At 63.0% G+C, this 14,430-nt stretch carries 20 protein-coding genes and 2 pseudogenes; 18 read left to right on the plus strand and 4 right to left on the minus strand.

Features of this window, described 5'->3' with window-relative positions; translation table 11 throughout:
* Both NKH30_RS27650 and NKH30_RS27655 read left to right on the plus strand, forming a co-directional pair.
* Entirely contained in the window at positions 1 to 471 is a 471-nt protein-coding gene (locus tag NKH30_RS27650; protein WP_352473439.1) for a DUF1801 domain-containing protein, read from the plus strand.
* A 90-nt stretch (positions 472 to 561) separates the two neighbouring features.
* Positions 562 to 960, plus strand: a complete 399-nt coding sequence (locus NKH30_RS27655; protein WP_352473485.1) for a DUF1801 domain-containing protein — start codon at positions 562 to 564, stop codon at positions 958 to 960.
* Here NKH30_RS27655 and NKH30_RS27660 read toward each other — a convergent pair whose 3' ends face one another.
* Positions 961 to 1,869 carry a dihydrodipicolinate synthase family protein gene (locus tag NKH30_RS27660; protein WP_352473438.1) on the minus strand — a complete coding sequence of 303 codons (909 nt, stop codon included), beginning with the start codon at positions 1,867 to 1,869 and terminating at the stop codon, positions 961 to 963.
* Positions 1,870 to 2,135: 266 nt separating this feature from the next.
* Between NKH30_RS27660 and NKH30_RS27665 the strand changes: the two genes are divergently transcribed.
* The 6 genes and pseudogenes from NKH30_RS27665 (at position 2,136) to NKH30_RS27690 (ending at position 6,737) form a co-directional block, all read left to right on the plus strand.
* Entirely contained in the window at positions 2,136 to 2,405 is a 270-nt protein-coding gene (locus NKH30_RS27665; RefSeq protein WP_352997560.1) for a Gfo/Idh/MocA family oxidoreductase, read from the plus strand.
* Positions 2,339 to 2,758: pseudogene (locus NKH30_RS27670) on the plus strand (ThuA domain-containing protein); the annotation flags it as partial. The gene NKH30_RS27665 and the pseudogene NKH30_RS27670, both read left to right, overlap by 67 nt.
* A 154-nt stretch (positions 2,759 to 2,912) precedes the next feature.
* Complete coding sequence (gene uxuA / locus NKH30_RS27675; protein WP_352473434.1) at positions 2,913 to 4,112, plus strand: mannonate dehydratase; 1,200 nt, start codon at positions 2,913 to 2,915, stop codon at positions 4,110 to 4,112.
* Positions 4,109 to 5,023, plus strand: coding sequence for a PfkB family carbohydrate kinase (locus tag NKH30_RS27680; RefSeq protein WP_352473433.1), 915 nt, complete (start codon positions 4,109 to 4,111; stop codon positions 5,021 to 5,023). The genes uxuA and NKH30_RS27680 overlap by 4 nt, the downstream gene beginning before the upstream one ends.
* A gap of 99 nt (positions 5,024 to 5,122) precedes the next feature.
* Positions 5,123 to 5,905: an SDR family NAD(P)-dependent oxidoreductase gene (locus NKH30_RS27685; protein WP_352451506.1), complete on the plus strand. Its 783-nt coding sequence runs from the start codon at positions 5,123 to 5,125 to the stop codon at positions 5,903 to 5,905.
* 70 nt (positions 5,906 to 5,975) lie between these two features.
* Positions 5,976 to 6,737: a GntR family transcriptional regulator gene (locus NKH30_RS27690; protein ID WP_352473432.1), complete on the plus strand. Its 762-nt coding sequence runs from the start codon at positions 5,976 to 5,978 to the stop codon at positions 6,735 to 6,737.
* Here the strand turns inward: NKH30_RS27690 and NKH30_RS27695 are convergent.
* The 3 genes from NKH30_RS27695 to NKH30_RS27705 are packed head-to-tail and all read right to left on the minus strand — an operon-like array spanning position 6,723 to position 7,269.
* Positions 6,723 to 6,911 carry a hypothetical protein gene (locus tag NKH30_RS27695; protein ID WP_352473431.1) on the minus strand — a complete coding sequence of 63 codons (189 nt, stop codon included), beginning with the start codon at positions 6,909 to 6,911 and terminating at the stop codon, positions 6,723 to 6,725. The two genes, NKH30_RS27690 and NKH30_RS27695, sit on opposite strands and share 15 nt — an antisense overlap.
* An 8-nt stretch (positions 6,912 to 6,919) precedes the next feature.
* Positions 6,920 to 7,048 (minus strand): hypothetical protein, encoded by a 129-nt coding sequence (locus tag NKH30_RS27700; RefSeq protein WP_280952094.1) that lies wholly within the window; start codon positions 7,046 to 7,048, stop codon positions 6,920 to 6,922.
* A 5-nt stretch (positions 7,049 to 7,053) separates the two neighbouring features.
* Positions 7,054 to 7,269 carry a DUF2934 domain-containing protein gene (locus NKH30_RS27705; protein ID WP_023676165.1) on the minus strand — a complete coding sequence of 72 codons (216 nt, stop codon included), beginning with the start codon at positions 7,267 to 7,269 and terminating at the stop codon, positions 7,054 to 7,056.
* Between NKH30_RS27705 and NKH30_RS27710 the strand changes: the two genes are divergently transcribed.
* The 10 genes and pseudogenes from NKH30_RS27710 to NKH30_RS27755 all read left to right on the plus strand — a co-directional run.
* Entirely contained in the window at positions 7,268 to 7,888 is a 621-nt protein-coding gene (locus NKH30_RS27710) for a hypothetical protein (protein WP_352473430.1), read from the plus strand. The genes NKH30_RS27705 and NKH30_RS27710 overlap by 2 nt on opposite strands.
* The gene (locus tag NKH30_RS27715) at positions 7,885 to 9,105 is read left to right on the plus strand and encodes an NRAMP family divalent metal transporter (RefSeq protein ID WP_352814606.1); all 1,221 of its coding nucleotides are present in this window, start codon (positions 7,885 to 7,887) and stop codon (positions 9,103 to 9,105) included. The genes NKH30_RS27710 and NKH30_RS27715 overlap by 4 nt, the downstream gene beginning before the upstream one ends.
* On the plus strand, positions 9,105 to 9,467 hold the full coding sequence (locus NKH30_RS27720; RefSeq protein ID WP_352473428.1) for a hypothetical protein: 363 nt from the start codon (positions 9,105 to 9,107) through the stop codon (positions 9,465 to 9,467). The genes NKH30_RS27715 and NKH30_RS27720 overlap by 1 nt, the downstream gene beginning before the upstream one ends.
* Complete coding sequence (locus NKH30_RS27725; protein ID WP_352473427.1) at positions 9,467 to 9,805, plus strand: hypothetical protein; 339 nt, start codon at positions 9,467 to 9,469, stop codon at positions 9,803 to 9,805. The genes NKH30_RS27720 and NKH30_RS27725 overlap by 1 nt, the downstream gene beginning before the upstream one ends.
* A gap of 34 nt (positions 9,806 to 9,839) precedes the next feature.
* Positions 9,840 to 11,126: an SDR family oxidoreductase gene (locus tag NKH30_RS27730; RefSeq protein WP_352772027.1), complete on the plus strand. Its 1,287-nt coding sequence runs from the start codon at positions 9,840 to 9,842 to the stop codon at positions 11,124 to 11,126.
* Entirely contained in the window at positions 11,126 to 11,599 is a 474-nt protein-coding gene (locus NKH30_RS27735) for a DUF2269 family protein (RefSeq protein ID WP_352473424.1), read from the plus strand. The genes NKH30_RS27730 and NKH30_RS27735 overlap by 1 nt, the downstream gene beginning before the upstream one ends.
* Before the next feature lie 269 nt (positions 11,600 to 11,868).
* Complete coding sequence (locus NKH30_RS27740; RefSeq protein ID WP_352473423.1) at positions 11,869 to 12,597, plus strand: hypothetical protein; 729 nt, start codon at positions 11,869 to 11,871, stop codon at positions 12,595 to 12,597.
* Positions 12,594 to 12,989, plus strand: a complete 396-nt coding sequence (locus NKH30_RS27745) for a phage holin family protein (RefSeq protein WP_352997561.1) — start codon at positions 12,594 to 12,596, stop codon at positions 12,987 to 12,989. Before NKH30_RS27740 ends, NKH30_RS27745 begins: the two co-directional genes overlap by 4 nt.
* Positions 12,986 to 13,915: a hypothetical protein gene (locus tag NKH30_RS27750; protein WP_352997562.1), complete on the plus strand. Its 930-nt coding sequence runs from the start codon at positions 12,986 to 12,988 to the stop codon at positions 13,913 to 13,915. The genes NKH30_RS27745 and NKH30_RS27750 overlap by 4 nt, the downstream gene beginning before the upstream one ends.
* Before the next feature lie 367 nt (positions 13,916 to 14,282).
* Positions 14,283 to 14,430: pseudogene (locus tag NKH30_RS27755) on the plus strand (IS110 family transposase); the annotation flags it as partial.

Consider the following 14,430-nt stretch of genomic DNA (forward strand, 5'->3'; position numbering starts at 1 on the left):
ATGGCCGACAAGACGTCCATCAAGTCAGCGGCGGTCGCGAAGAAGCCCGCCGCCAAGCCTGCAGCCGCCAAGCCGGTCCTCCTCGCAGGCGGCAACCCGCAGATCCCGAAGGGTGATGGTGACGCTCCCGTGCAGGCCTACATCGCGGCCATGCCGGGCTGGAAACGCGACGTCGGACGCCGCCTCGACGCACTCATCGAGCGCAACGTTCCCAACCTGCGCAAGGCCGTCAAATGGAACTCGCCCTTCTATGGCGTAGAGGGTCAAGGCTGGTTCCTCAACTTCCATTGCTTCACAAAGTACATCAAGCTGGCTTTCTTCCGCGGCACGTCGCTGCATCCTGTCCCTCCAGGCGAGTCCAAGCACAAGGACGTGCGCTACCTCGACATCCGCGAGGACGACCAGCTCGACGAAGCTCAACTCACCGGCTGGGTAAAGCAAGCCAGCCAGTTGCCTGGCGAGCGAATGTGAGTGGAATGCGAGTCATCCCGCAAACCCGGTGCCGACTAGCGGTATTCATGTGACGGGCGAGCGGCAACAACCCTAGGGAAAGTGACAATGATGATGAAGAGTGGCTCTATGGAAGGAAATGCAGAGAGCTCTCCCTCTCAGCTGATAGATGCGAGGATCAGTGAGCTGGGCGATTGGCGAGGCAAGACGCTTTCCCATGTCCGTGCTCTCGTCAAGCAGGCCGACCCGGAAGTGGTCGAGGAGTGGAAGTGGCGAGGCGTTCCGGTGTGGTCGCACGCCGGAATAATCTGCACCGGCGAGACCTACAAGAACGTCGTGAAGGTGACCTTCGCAAAGGGCGCCTCCCTGCAGGATCCTTCAGGCCTGTTCAACTCCAGTCTCGAAGGCAACACCAGGCGCGCCATCGATATCCGTGAGGGCGAAGACATAGATGAGAATGCGTTCAAGGCGCTGATACGCGCTGCTGCCGCCCTGAACACGGCCCGATAGTCAGCTCCGGCCGATATGGTCGGCTAGCGGGCCGAGAGCGGCGAGCAAAGCTTCGCCGGTGGCTTGCGTCGCGTTCTCATGCGGCGCGCGCAGGTTCAGCCAGCGTCTGTCGCCGGACCGTACCGCCAGCACTGCCTTCATCGCGGAGATGAGGCCGGCGTCCTGGATGATTTTGCGGAACGCCTTAATGGCGGCATCCGCGTCAGTAATGTCCTCTCCCGCCAGCGCTGCGTCGTAGAGGGCCCGGATCGCTGCGGCATTCAGATTGACCGTCGCCGAGATGCAGCCCGCAGCACCGTTGGCGAGGCCTTTCGTCAGCTGTGCTTCCGAACTCGGGAACACCGCGACCCCTGGAGCTGCCGCAATGACCGCCACGGTGTTGTTCCAATCGCCGGCGCTGTCCTTGTAAGCCACCACGACATCCGGAAACGCTTGGCTCAAGCGGGCGGTCAGCGCCGGGCTCACCGGTACGCCGGAATTCTGCGGAATGTGGTAGAGGATCATCCTCATCGCCGGGTTCGCCACCCGTTCGATCAGCTCGCCATAGTAGCGGGCCTGTCCGTTGTCGCCGGCGGCCGTATAGAAGAACGACGGCAGCACCATCACCCCGGCACAGCCGAGCCCGACGGCATGCGCCGTCAGCTCGACGGTCTCGGCAAGTGCTGTGACACCGGTGCCGGGCATCAGATGGCTTGGCGAAATGCCGGCCTCGACCAGCCACTCCAGCGCTTGCATGCGCTCGCGCAACGAGACGGACAACGCCTCGCCCGTGGTGCCGAACGGCGACAGGAAATGCGCTCCCTGATCCAGCACCCACTTGGCGTGTGATATCCAGAGGTCGCGGGCAATGCGGCCGTCGTTTTCGAACGGCGTCAGGATCGGTGCGATGGTTCCTTGTGGGCGGATCATGTGCGTCCTTCTACGGGTGAAAATCTGTGCTGTGCTCAAAGCCGGGCATCAGAAATGTCGAGCAAGCTACATGAGGCAGTGTTGCTGAGTACCGGCCGTTCGACCTCGAAATCAAGCCGCTCGCGCATAGGCGCGCGATTGTGATCGGGCGGCGGTTCTGAGGCTCTCGAGGTATATCCTTGTCACGGGATAACCTCGTCCGGCCGAAAGGGGGGTGACAAACGAGTTCTGCTGTTTCATCAATGCCGCCTTTTGAGGAGAAGCCCATGCGCAGCATCGGCGTCGGCATTATCGGCTGCGGCAACATTTCGGATGCCTATCTGAAGGCATCGCCACAATTCCCGGTGCTCGACATTGTCGGCGTCGCCGACGTCAACCGGACGGCGGCCGAGGCCAAGGCAGCGACCTACGCCCTGGCTGCCATGCCGGTCGACGCGCTGTTGGCCGATCCGCGCGTCGAGATCGTGCCGGCCTTGCGGGCTTTCACGGCACCATGTGCGACAGCTTCCGCAACGAGCCGGAATACCAGTTCATGACCGGCGGCCAGTGGGTCGCCCATCCCGGCAACATCATCGACTATCACGTCGACATCACCAGGCCAGACGATCCGGTCATGCAGGGCATCGACGGCTTCGCCTACCGTTCAGAGCAGTATTACATGCATGTCGATCCGACCAACGAGGTGCTGGCGACGACTACTTTCACCGGCGAGCATCTCGATTTCATCGCCGGCGTCGTCATGCCGGTCGTCTGGAAGCGCCGCTACGGCAAGGGCCGCGTCTTCTACAGCGCGCTCGGCCACACCGCCGACGAGTTCGCCGTGCCGCAAATGCGCACGATGTTCGAACGCGGCGCGATTTGGGCCAGCCGAAACTCGGACCTTGCATAGCCGTTCAATCTGAACGCCACGTACCGTTGTAATCTCTCATAGGGGGCGGCCCGAACGCAGACACAGGCACTGGGCTGCGGCAAGCAATTGACTGCCATGGTAGTATCCAATACATCAGCGGTCCTCATCGAGAAATTCCGCAGCTGGAGGTCGAATGGAGCAGACGTGGCGATGGTTTGGGCCGAGCGACGCAGCAACGCTTGCCCATGCCAGGCAGGCCGGCGCGACCGGCATCGTGACGGCACTGCACGACATCCCTTACGGCGAAGTCTGGCCGATCGACGCCATCAGGCAGCGCCAGGCGCTTATCGAAGCGGATCCGGCGATGGGCCTGAAATGGAGCGTCGTCGAGAGTGTGCCCGTGCACGAGGACATCAAGCTCGGCCGCGGCGATCTCGACCGGCTCTACGACAATTTCAGGCAGACCTTACGCAATCTCGGCGCCTGCGGTGTGCGCACGGTCTGCTACAACTTCATGCTGATCCTCGACTGGACCCGGACCGACCTGGCTGCGCCGCTGCCGGGCGGCGGACGGGCGCTCCGCATGAACATGCACGAGCTTGCCGCGTTCGATTGCTACATGCTGCAGCGCAAGGGATCGGAGCGCGACTATGCGTCCGATGTTCTCCAGCGGGCGAGCGAATGGTTCGAGACGACGCCGGATACGTCAAAAGAGCGTCTGCTCGCCAACATCATGGCCGGCCTGCCGGGCGCCTTCAAACGCTACGACATAGCAGAATTGCGCGAAGTGGTGGCCGAGCAGTCGGGCCTGTCGCACGACCGGCTGCGCGAGAACCTCGTCCGTTTTCTCGAAAACGTGCTGCCGGCGGCCGAAGAGGCGGGCGTCACGTTGGCGATCCACCCGGACGATCCGCCGCGCGATCTCGTCGGCCTGTGCCGGATCGTCAAGAACGCCGACGACATCGCCCTTATCCTGGACGCCGTGCCATCGGCCCATAGCGGCCTCACCTTGTGCACCGGGTCGCTGGGCGCCAACCCGGCCAATGACGTGCCCGCCATCGCCAGGCGCTTTGCGCACAAGATAAACTTCGTGCATCTGCGCAATGTCAGCATGGACCCGGACGGCTCGTTCATGGAATCCGAGCATCTGAGCGGCGATGTCGACATGGTCTCGGTGGTCTCGATCTTGCTCGACGAGCAGCAACGCCGCCGCGATGCCGGTGAACCGGCGGCGCTGCTGCCGTTTCGCCCGGATCATGGCCACGAGCTGATTGATGACGCCGCGCGGCACACCCATCCCGGCTACCCCGTGATCGGCCGTCTTCGCGGCCTTGCCGAATTGAGAGGCGTGATGACAGCGATTGCCCATCAGCGCGGCTACCGGCTGCAATGACGGCGCCCCGCCTGCTCTGCGTCGGCGCGCTCACCTACGACACGATCTTGCGCCTCGATGTCCTGCCCTCCGGCGCCGGCAAGTTCCTGCCGAGCGAGGCCGTGCAGATCGCGGCCGGGATGGCGGCAAGCGCCGCCGCGTCAGCCAGCCGCCAGGGCGGGCAGGTCTGGCTATGGGCAAGCGTCGGCGACGATGCTGTCGGCCGCGATGTCATCGGCCAGATGGAGGCGGAGCGGGTCGACTGTTCGCTGGTGCGCAGGGTTGAAGGCGGTCGCTCGGCCATTGCCACGATCCTGGTCGATGCCGCCGGCGAGCGTATGATTGTGCCCTTCTACGATGCAATCACGCAAGCCGATCCTGACCGTCTTCCGCCCGCGGATTTTTCCCGCTTCGACGCCGTGCTGGTTGATGTCCGCTGGCCCGGAGCCGCGGCCCTGGCGCTGGCGAAGGCTCGCGAGTGCGGCATCCCGGCGATCCTTGACGCCGATGTCGCGTCGCGACCGGTGCTCGACCGGCTACTGCCGCTCGCCTCGCATGTCGTTGCTTCGCTGCCGGCGGCACGCATCCTTTGCGGTCCAGAGGTTTCCGCCGGTTCCGCCGTCGCCATTCTCGGCGAACGGACCGGCGCCTTCGTGGCGGTCACCGATGGGGCGAACGGCACCGCGTTCCGGCACCCGGGCGGCAATGATGTCCGTCATCTGCCGTCGCCGCGGGTCGAAGCCGTCGACACCCTGGCGGCAGGCGACGTGTTTCACGGCACCTTCGCTCTCGGTCTGGCCGAAGGTTGGGACGAAGAGCGGGCGGTAGCAGTGGCCAGCGCCGCCGCCGCGCTAAAGTGCCTGCGCTTTGGCGGACGTCTTGGCGCACCGACGCGCGCGGAAACGCTGGCTTTCATGCAAGGATCGACATGACGCCGAACACGGTTGGGCCGGTTCGGCAAAGAAGGGCACGTCAAGTGGCGCCGATCGACTACCATGGCAGTCGCTGCGCAACTGTTCGAGGGAGAATAAATGGCTGAGTTCAAAAAACGCGCACTGGTCACGGGGGCGGCCATGGGCATCGGCCGTGCTGTCGCCGAAAGGCTGGCCGGGCAAGGCGTCGACCTGATTCTGTTCGACCGGGCGGGCGATCAGCTGGATGACGTCGCGGCGCAGCTTTCGGCGCGCGGCGTGACCGTGCACACCGTGCTTGGCTCGACCGCCGACACTGAAGCCTGTGGCCGCGCCGTCGAGCTTGCCCGATCCGCGTTCGGCGGGCTCGACATGCTCTCCCACAATGCCGGCATCCAGCGTTACGGAACGGTGGAGACCACGGACGAGGCGCTTTGGGACGAGGTGATGAACGTCAACCTCAAGGCTGCCTACCTGCTCTCCCGCGCGGCGATGCCGCTGCTGCGGCAAAGCCGCGGCGCCATCGTCCATATGAGCTCGGTGCAGGGTCTGGCCAGCCAGGAAGGGGTTCTGGCCTACAGCACGGCCAAGCACGGCCTGATCGGGCTGGTCAAATCGATGGCCGTCGATTATGCGCCGCTCGGTGTGCGCGTCAATGCCGTCGCTCCGGGCGCCGTCGACACGCCGATGCTGCGGGATGCGGTCAAGCTCAACGATAAGCCCGACGAGATCCTGCGCATCCTCGACAACATGCATCCGCTCGGCCGTACCGCCCAGCCGCAAGAGATTGCCGCAGTCGTCGCCTTCCTGCTGTCCGACGATGCCTCCTTCGTCACCGGCGAGGTCGTACGCGTCGATGGCGGCCTGCTGGCGCGCATCGGCGGTTCTCCGCGCAAGGAATAACGTCGGCGCTGCTGCTTGCGCAGGCATTTCATGAACGGCTTGAAGCTGCAGAGCCTATAAGGGGTCGCCGATGGCACGGCTTTTGGGAACGCGGACCATCACCGAGGGGCGGCTCGACGAAACCGCCCCCGGCGCTTCAGTCGCGGCTAGGACGTTCGAGGTTTTGCTCGACCAGATCCTGACCTTCCGCCTGAAGCCGCACGAGCTGATTTCTGAAAAGGCGATGTCGGAAGCCCTCGGCGTGAGCCGCACGCCGGTCAGGGAGGCGCTCGCCCGGCTGGCCGGTCTTGGCTTGATCGACATTTATCCGCAGCGCGGCAGCATGGTGGCGCCGCTCCGGATTGCCGATCTCGAGAAATCGCAGTTTCTGCGCGAAGCGCTCGAAGTCGGCCTGATCAAGCGCGCGGTCGAGAGCCCGCGTCGCGCCGAACTGCTCGCCATGCTCAAAGGCGAACTGGCGGTCCAGGAGACGTTCGCCTCCATCGCGGACGACAGGCGCTTTTTCAAGTCGGACGAGCTGTTCCACCAGCACATCGCCAGCCATGCCGGCTTCCCCGGAATCTGGGCCGACATCAGCGCGGCGAAGCTGCACATGGACCGCTTCCGTTTCCTGTCTTTCCCGCGCCTCGACAGCATGTCGGTGGTTCTCGGCCAACATCGGCGGATTGTCGATACGCTCGAGCAGGCCGACGCGCTTGCGGCGGAAGAGGCGATGCGAACGCATCTTCGCCGCATCTTCGAGGTGCTCGAAATCGTCCAGGAGCGCTATCCCTATTATTTCGAGGCAAACGGCAGTGTGAGCCCGCTTTCGGCCGGCTCAATCCAAGCCTGAGCCTTTCTTGCGCGCTTCCGAAGGTGTCTTGGTCTTGCTGCCGGATGTGTCGGAAGCTGGCTCGGCTTTGCGATTTTGACCCTCACCGCCTTGCTCGTTGCGGAGCTGCTTTTCCACTATCGATCGCGATCCTTCCGCCGGGTCTTGTTCAGGATGAGTATCGGTTCCCGTCATGTCGGTTCCTATCCATTTTGATCAATTGCGTGCGGCGTGGGCTGACCTCCGCCGCCGGTTCTGTCGCGCCCGATCATCAGCCAGGCGGCGAACAGCACGACCAGTACGACCACGATCCAGGCGACGAAACGAGGCATCGGCCTCATGTCCCTCGCCGCCGCTTGCTGCCGCGTGCCTCCGGATCGGAGCCGGCCTCGACCGTTGGATCGGGCACGACCGGGCCGCGTTCGGCCTCGGAACCCTCAGCTTCGATCTCCTGCACGGCCTGATCCCAATGCTCGCGCTCGCGTCCTTGCGGACGGCCTTCGCGCTCCCAGATCTCATGGGCTCGCTGCCTGATACGCTCTTCCCTGTCCATGGCCTTTGCCTCGTCATCCCCTAATCCGGCGATCGCTGGTTTGTTCCGCGGTGCCAGCGCCGTTCATCGCGATTCAGTTGACCTGATCACCCAGCGCTCTAGATCAAACTTCGCGCCGAAGTCGCCTGGTGCCGGGGAGAACAATCGTGTGGCAGCAACGCTACAAGCACGTATTGTAAATGCCGTTACAGCCGTCGGTTCTCGACCAGACCGCCTGCGCTTGCTGCTGATAATATTTGTAGTGACGGCATGCTCGCCTTCCGGCCAGGTCGAGCAGCAGTCGAAAACCGCGGCTTCCGCCACACAGACCGCATCGCTGGTCCTGGAGAGCTGGATCGCTGGGGAAGCCCCGTCGGAATACACGTCGCGCACTTTGCAATCGGCCGGCAAGGCGCTCGCCGATGCCGGTGCGCAAATCCAGTCCGGCAAGTCGCCTGAGTCCAGCGGCCAAGCCGGTCTGAAGATGGCGGTTGGACGGCTTTCGGCAGCGGTAATTCGCGCGGCGACGGCCGTGCAGAACGGCAACCGCTCGGAAGTGGAACACGCGCAGCAGGATCTGCGGGCCGCCGCCGCCGACCTGAGCACGTCCTACGCGAAATATTTCGCGCCGAAATCATGAAGAAGCTGCTCGAAATATCGCTCGGCGTCGTCACCAGCGTTGGCGGCTTTCTTGAGGTCGGATCAATGGCGACCGCCGCTCAGGCCGGCGCCGCGTTCAGGTTTCAGCTGATATGGGCCGTCGTCCTGGGCGCGATCTGCATCATCTTCCTGGTCGAAATGGCCGGACGCTTCGCCGCAGTTAGTCATCACACCATCGCCGACGGGATCCGGGAACGGTTTGGCTTCAACGCCTTTCTGTGGCCGTTGCTCGCCACTTTGCTGGTTAACTTCCTGGTCATGGCAGCCGAAATCGGCGGTGTTGCGATTGCGCTCGAGCTCGCCACCGGCATCGGCTTTCAGTGGTGGGCGCTGCCGGTCGCTTTTCTGGCATGGCTGTTCCTTTGGAAAGGCACGTTCGGATTCATCGAAAAAGGCGTCGCGATCCTCGGGCTGGTCACGCTGTGCTTCGTGGTTGGCGCCGTCATGCTGAAGCCCGATTGGGGGCAGGTCGCGGCCGGGGCCGTGCCAACACTGCCGGATCACGACGCGGCCAACTACTGGTTCATGGCAGTCAGCATTCTTGGTGCGTCGATCTCGCCCTATCTGTTCATGTTCTATTCGTCGGGAGCGATCGAGGACGAGTGGGACAAGAGCTATCTCGGAGCCAATCGGGCGATTGCCGGCCTGGGCATGAGTTTTGGCGGCACAATCGCTATGGGTGTGCTGATTGTGGCGGCGCTCGTTCTGGCAGCACACGGCATAGTGCAGGTCGACGACTACCACCAACTGCCGCTGATGCTGATTCAGATCTTCGGTTTCTGGGGGTTCGTCCTGTTCGTTGCGTCACTAGGCATTGCCTGCTTCGGCGCCGCGCTCGAAATCGGCCTGCAGCAAGCCTACCTTGTGGCGCAGGGTTTCGGCTGGACCTGGGGCGAGAACCTGAAACCGCGCGACGACCCGGGTTTCAGCACCGTGTATACGGTCTCGCTGTTTCTCGCCGCCATTCCGATCGCACTGGGTCTCGATCCGCTGAAGCTCACCATCTTCTCCATGGCGCTGACGGCCGCCAGCCTGCCGCTAACCGTGGTGCCGTTCCTCTTCCTGCTGAACGACGAGCGTTATATCGGCGAGCACCGCAATGGCATCATCGCGAATGCCGCGGTTATCTTCATCATCGCGCTCGGTTTCTTGCTCGCGATCGTGACCATTCCTTTGCAGATGTTCGGAGGCACGTGATGGATTTGCTGCGTGACATCCTGGACAAGCAAGTGGTCGACCGCGAGCAGGTCAAGATCGGCAAGGTTGACGGGCTGGTGGCCGAACTCAGGCCAGGCAAGCCGCCAAAAATCATTGCGGTCGAGCTCGGCTCGATCACGCTGGCGCGCCGGCTTGGCCAGCGGCCCGGGCGCTGGATGGCGCGGCTTGCGGCAAGGCTCGGCGGCAAGCGCCATGCCGAGCCGCACCGCATCGCCTGGAACAAGGTGCGCGACATCGGCGTCGACATCGAGTTCGATATCGACGTCCGCGAAACGGCGATTTTCGACTGGCAGGACTGGCTGCGCGATCATGTCATTGGGCGTATCCCGGGAGCTGGATGATGGCTACTATCAATCTCGAGCAATTGGCTGGCAGGAATGTGCTTTCGCAGCGCGGCAAAAGCATCGGTCATATCGAGGAGATACGCGCAGAATCGGATGGCGACGACCTGGTGATTGCCGAGTACCATGTCGGCATCTACGCGGCCTTCGAGCGTCTGTCCGCTTCGGCCATCGGCATTGCGGTCCTCAATGTCTTTCGACTGCGCAGTCGCGACAGCATGTACCGCATCCCTTGGGACAAGCTCGACATCTCCGATCCGGCGCGGCCGCGGTTGTTATGCACGACGGAAGAACTTTCCGGTATGAAGGGGAGTATCGAGGGCGATAAACCGGAATGAACGATACTTTCCCGCCGTCGGAGAATGGGGTCCAGTGAAAGTCCTGGTTACCGGCGCCACCGGCCTAATCGGTGCCTCCGTCGTGGCACGCCTTCTTTCCGAAGGACATGAGGTGATCGGATTGGTCCGCAGCCCCGGCGCAAACCGGACCGGCAATTATCAATTGCTGGTGCTGGACATGGCGGTGGCGCTGCAGCCCGAAGACTGGCTACCGCATCTCAGGGGCATAGACGCCGTCGTCAATTGTGCCGGCGTTCTGCAGGATAGCCCTCGTGAAAAGACGCGCGAAGTCCATCGCGAGGCGGCGGCAGCACTCTTCCTCGCCTGTGCGCGGGCAGGGGTTGCCCGGGTGATCCACTTCTCGGCAATCGGCGTCGATCGGGCGCAGCCTTCGGCATTCTCGGCGACGAAGCTGGCTGGCGACCAAGCGCTTATGGCGCTTGATCTGGATTGGGTGATCCTGCGCCCGTCCGTGGTGCTCGGCCGGCCGGTGTTTGGGGCCAGCGCATTGTTTAGGGGTCTCGCCTCGCTGCCGGTGCTGCCGTCCATGCCCGGCACCGGCCCGCTCCAAGTGGTGCAGCTCGACGACGTGGTCTCAACCGTCGTCTTCCTTCTCGATCCCGCCAGTCCGTCTCGCATCGTGCTGGAACTTGTCGGTCCCGAACAGCTGAGCATGGACGAGGTCGTCGGCAGCTATCGCCGATGGCTCGGCTGGGCTCCTGCAGCCAGGTTTGTCTTGCCGGCGGCTGTTGCAAGGCTTCTCTACCGCCTCGGCGACCTTGCCGCGATGTTCGGCTGGCGTCCACCGATGCGCACCAACGCGGCCAGAGAGATCGCCCGAGGAGGGGTTGGAGATCCCTCGGACTGGACCGCCACGACCGGCATACGCCCGCAAACCCTGGCGGGCTTCCTCGCGCTCAATCCGGCAACGGTGCAGGAAAAATGGTTTGCCCGGCTGTATTTCATCAAGCCTGCGATCTTCGTCGTCCTGCCCTTCTTGTGGATCGTGACGGGAATTGTGTCGCTGACCACCGGCTACCGCAGCGGCGTCGATCTGATGCAAGGCACGGGGGCGGGCATCTTGTCGCCGCCGATCGTGATAGCCGGTGCTCTTGCCGACATCGCCGTCGGCGCGCTCCTAGCCTGGCGGCCGGCGGCGCGAAAAGGCCTCTATGGCGGCATCGCGCTCTCGCTCTTCTACCTGGTCGTCGGAAGCTTTCTGAGCCCCGAGCTGTGGAACGACCCGCTTGGGCCGTTCCTCAAGGTGTTGCCGATCCTGGTGCTGCACTTTGTGGCCTTGGCAGTGCTGGAGGAGCGTTGATGCTCTATTTCCTGCTGAAATTTCTGCATGTCATCGGCGCATCCGTGCTGCTTGGTACCGGCGCCGGTATCGCTTTCTTCATGTTGCTCGCCCACAGGACCGGCAATGCCGCGACGGTTGCGGCGGTGGCGCGTGTCGTCGTCGTCGCCGACTTCCTTTTCACCGCGACGGCCGTGGTCGCGCAACCTTTGACCGGAGCCGCGCTCGCCTGGCAGGCCGGCTACTCGCTGTCGGAGGGCTGGATCGTACTTTCGATCGCGCTCTATATCTTCACCGGAATGTTCTGGCTCCCGGTCGTCTGGATGCAAATGGAGATGCGCAAGCTGGCATCGCAAGCCGCCGCTGCAGGCGCGCCGTTGCCGCCGCGCTATCATCGGCTCTTCTGGCTGTGGTTCGCCTTCGGCTTCCCCGCCTTCGCTGCCGTACTCGGGATTTTCTGGCTGATGATCGCGCGGCCTGCGATCGAGTGGTAGGTCGCAGGCAGGTCCCACTGCGATAATGCCCAGTCAAAGCACTACGGAAAGATTCCGGCCCATGCAGCGCCATGTGCCGGAGCGGACCTGCGCCTCGACCTGTAAGTCGCACCGGAGTCCGGTCTCGTATCATTTCCAACCGCGCGCTCACCGCCATCGGCACAGGACAACATCCCGTCTTGAGGCTGGTTAGGCTTCGCTTACCAAAAAAGATGACGCCTGAGGGGAACACGGGAAGCACAGGCAAGTTCGGTGCGCAGTGGAGGAGATTGCGCCATGAACAGTGTTATTTATCTCATCGGCTTCGTCGTCGTCGTGCTTGCGATCCTCTCCTTCCTCGGATTCCACTAGGAGACACCATGCAGGACCAGGACGATCAGGGCCGTCAGACGGCCGATTTCGAGACAGCCAGAAGCGAGCTTTCGGAAAGACTACAGCGAGAAAAGCAGACCGCGACGGAAGCGCTCCACGATGCGCGTGACGAGATCACCAGGAAAGCCGGAGACTACGCATCGGAAGCAAAGCAAGCATTGTTCAACAAGGCGGAGGGAACGCAGCGCGACGTGAGCGCCAATCTGAAGGCCTTCAGCGGCGCATTGCGCGCGGCAAGCGAGCATCTTGCCAATAATGATCAACGGACCGCTTCGAAATTCGCCCTTGACGCCGCAGGCGGGCTCGAGCGGCTTTCCTCGTCCCTGAAGGATAAACCGTTCGACGAGGTGCTTGGCGAAATTCAGTCGTTCGGCCGCGAAAACTCGGGGGCGCTGATCGCCGGTTCGGTATTGGCAGGCCTGGCGCTGGGGCGGTTCATCAAGAGCTCGCCGCCCTCTGCCCAAGCCGGAGCACCGCGCCGGTCGGGAGCAGGCCGGGCGCCCGAGACCGGTCCTAGCTCGAATGAGTTCGGAGGGCGATCGGCAGAGGCAGTGGAGCCGGCCCCGCTAGTATCCGATCAGTCCGGCGATGACTGGGCCAATGCAAGCCTGGAGCAAAACCCATGACTGACAATCAGGACACTCGCAGCCTGACAACCCTTGTCAGCGATCTGGCACAGCAGGTCACAACACTGCTTCAAACCGAAAGCAGGCTGTTGCGGGCTGAAATGTCGGAAAAGGTAAGCAAGGCCGGCGCCGGCGCCGTGGAGGTAATGGGAGGCGCCATTTGCCTGCTCGCCGCCCTGATGGTGCTTTTGCAGGCGCTGGTGATTGCCTTGGCGAGCGCCGGGCTGGGAGCCGGATGGTCCTCGCTGCTCGTCGGCGTCGTGGTGGCAGTACTGGGCGTCATACTCTTGCGCTCCGGCAAGGCAAGCATGTCTCCCTCAGAGTTGACCCCCGACCGGACACAAGACCAACTTAAACGCGACGCACGCGTGATCAAGGAACAGATAAGATGACCGACAAATCCGCAGCCGAGTTGGAACGCGATGCTGATATTGCTCGCGCCAGAGTGGCAGATACCGCAGACTCGATCCGCAGCAAGATGACACCGGGCCAACTGATCGACGAATTCACCGGGATGTTCAGCGGCGAGGGATCCGCCATGCTCAGCAATCTTAAGACTCAGGTCAGGGACAATCCGTTGCCGCTTACATTGGTCGGCGCGGGCCTGGCCTGGCTGATGCTTGGCAAGGGCACGTCGGTAGACAGTTCAGCACTTGGTGCCTATTCGACCAGCAGGGAACCTGACGGCAGCCGAACCTTCTCTGACCAGCGGAGCTTGGGCGGGGCCTGGCAGGACTCAAGCGGCGATCAGTACGGTGCCGAGAGCGAAGATTCCGCCGGCTCCATGCTCTCCGATGCCGCTCGTTCGGTTGCTTCCGTGGCAGGCGGTGGGACTGAGGCTGTCGCAGACGTTGCGAGCGGCGCCAAAGAAAGATTAAGAAGCACGGCCGGGCAGTTCGGCTCGAGCGCCAACGATATGGCGGGGCGGGTGCGGCAGTCGACGCGAGACCTGTTCCAGCGCGAACCTCTGGCAATGGCCGCGGTGGGCCTTGCCGTGGGCACCGCCATCGGCGTGATGCTGCCTCACACCGCCGCGGAAGACGAACAACTCGGCCCCTACCGCGACAAGCTTCGTGACAGTGCCGAGGAGCTCTTTGAAGAAGGCGTGGAACAAGCCAAGCAGGTCGCCGCCGAAGCATATGAGACTGTAAAAGAAGAGGCTGACCGACAGGGTTCCAGCAGCGACGCCGAGACCTTGGTCGACCGCGTCGAGAAAGTCGTGAAAAAGACGGCAAGCAAAACTGAGGAAGCGATTCGCGATCGTTTGCCGGAGACCGACGAGGTTCCCAGTTCGAACGATTCTCCCGAAACAACGTGATAGCGCTGCGGTCGTTCGTGGCGATTCCGACCACGGGCCGCCTCGCGGTTGGCACATCGAAGTCGGCTAGGAGTCCGCAACCTTCCGCAGACAAATATGATCGCGGCGCTCAAGTCATTAGCCGAGGCGCTCCGGTCCGTTCCGATTCTTCGCTCTGAATCCGTTCGGTTCGTCGGGCTGCATGAAGCGTGTCTGGCCAACGGGCCTCAGCAGCACTGTCCATTCTGAAAAAAAACAACCACATGGGGTAATCGCGGGAGCGACGCGCCCTGGAACCGATCATAGCCTTGGAGGGTGGCTGTTCCCCGATAAGATGAAATACGGGCTCACGACTGGACGCCGGGCCCAGCATCAACGGAGAACAGCCATGGAAGAACATATCGGTCTCGACGTGTCGATGAAAGAGACGGCGGTGTCGATCCGCCGTGAAGGCGAACGGATCTGGCGCGGGAAGTGCGCATCTGATCCCAGGATCATTGCCGAGCTTGTCCGCAAGCGGGCGCCGGCCGCAAAGC

The sequence above is a fragment of the Mesorhizobium sp. M1273 genome (genome assembly GCF_040318195.1).
Lineage (GTDB): Bacteria > Pseudomonadota > Alphaproteobacteria > Rhizobiales > Rhizobiaceae > Mesorhizobium.

Bases quoted from the DNA above. Each gene is read 5' to 3' on its own strand.
- NKH30_RS27655 (WP_352473485.1), top strand. From the start codon at position 562: ATGATGAAGAGTGGCTCTATGGAAGGAAATGCAGAGAGCTCTCCCTCT.
- NKH30_RS27685 (WP_352451506.1), top strand. From the start codon at position 5,123: ATGGCTGAGTTCAAAAAACGCGCACTGGTCACGGGGGCGGCCATGGGC.
- NKH30_RS27695 (WP_352473431.1), bottom strand. From the start codon at position 6,911: ATGACGGGAACCGATACTCATCCTGAACAAGACCCGGCGGAAGGATCG.
- NKH30_RS27750 (WP_352997562.1), top strand. From the start codon at position 12,986: ATGACCGACAAATCCGCAGCCGAGTTGGAACGCGATGCTGATATTGCT.
- NKH30_RS27705 (WP_023676165.1), bottom strand. From the start codon at position 7,269: ATGGACAGGGAAGAGCGTATCAGGCAGCGAGCCCATGAGATCTGGGAG.
- NKH30_RS27660 (WP_352473438.1), bottom strand. From the start codon at position 1,869: ATGATCCGCCCACAAGGAACCATCGCACCGATCCTGACGCCGTTCGAA.
- NKH30_RS27680 (WP_352473433.1), top strand. From the start codon at position 4,109: ATGACGGCGCCCCGCCTGCTCTGCGTCGGCGCGCTCACCTACGACACG.
- NKH30_RS27720 (WP_352473428.1), top strand. From the start codon at position 9,105: ATGGATTTGCTGCGTGACATCCTGGACAAGCAAGTGGTCGACCGCGAG.
- NKH30_RS27650 (WP_352473439.1), top strand. From the start codon at position 1: ATGGCCGACAAGACGTCCATCAAGTCAGCGGCGGTCGCGAAGAAGCCC.
- NKH30_RS27745 (WP_352997561.1), top strand. From the start codon at position 12,594: ATGACTGACAATCAGGACACTCGCAGCCTGACAACCCTTGTCAGCGAT.
- NKH30_RS27690 (WP_352473432.1), top strand. From the start codon at position 5,976: ATGGCACGGCTTTTGGGAACGCGGACCATCACCGAGGGGCGGCTCGAC.
- NKH30_RS27725 (WP_352473427.1), top strand. From the start codon at position 9,467: ATGGCTACTATCAATCTCGAGCAATTGGCTGGCAGGAATGTGCTTTCG.
- NKH30_RS27715 (WP_352814606.1), top strand. From the start codon at position 7,885: ATGAAGAAGCTGCTCGAAATATCGCTCGGCGTCGTCACCAGCGTTGGC.
- NKH30_RS27665 (WP_352997560.1), top strand. From the start codon at position 2,136: ATGCGCAGCATCGGCGTCGGCATTATCGGCTGCGGCAACATTTCGGAT.
- NKH30_RS27710 (WP_352473430.1), top strand. From the start codon at position 7,268: ATGGCCTTTGCCTCGTCATCCCCTAATCCGGCGATCGCTGGTTTGTTC.
- uxuA (WP_352473434.1), top strand. From the start codon at position 2,913: ATGGAGCAGACGTGGCGATGGTTTGGGCCGAGCGACGCAGCAACGCTT.
- NKH30_RS27735 (WP_352473424.1), top strand. From the start codon at position 11,126: ATGCTCTATTTCCTGCTGAAATTTCTGCATGTCATCGGCGCATCCGTG.
- NKH30_RS27700 (WP_280952094.1), bottom strand. From the start codon at position 7,048: ATGCCTCGTTTCGTCGCCTGGATCGTGGTCGTACTGGTCGTGCTGTTC.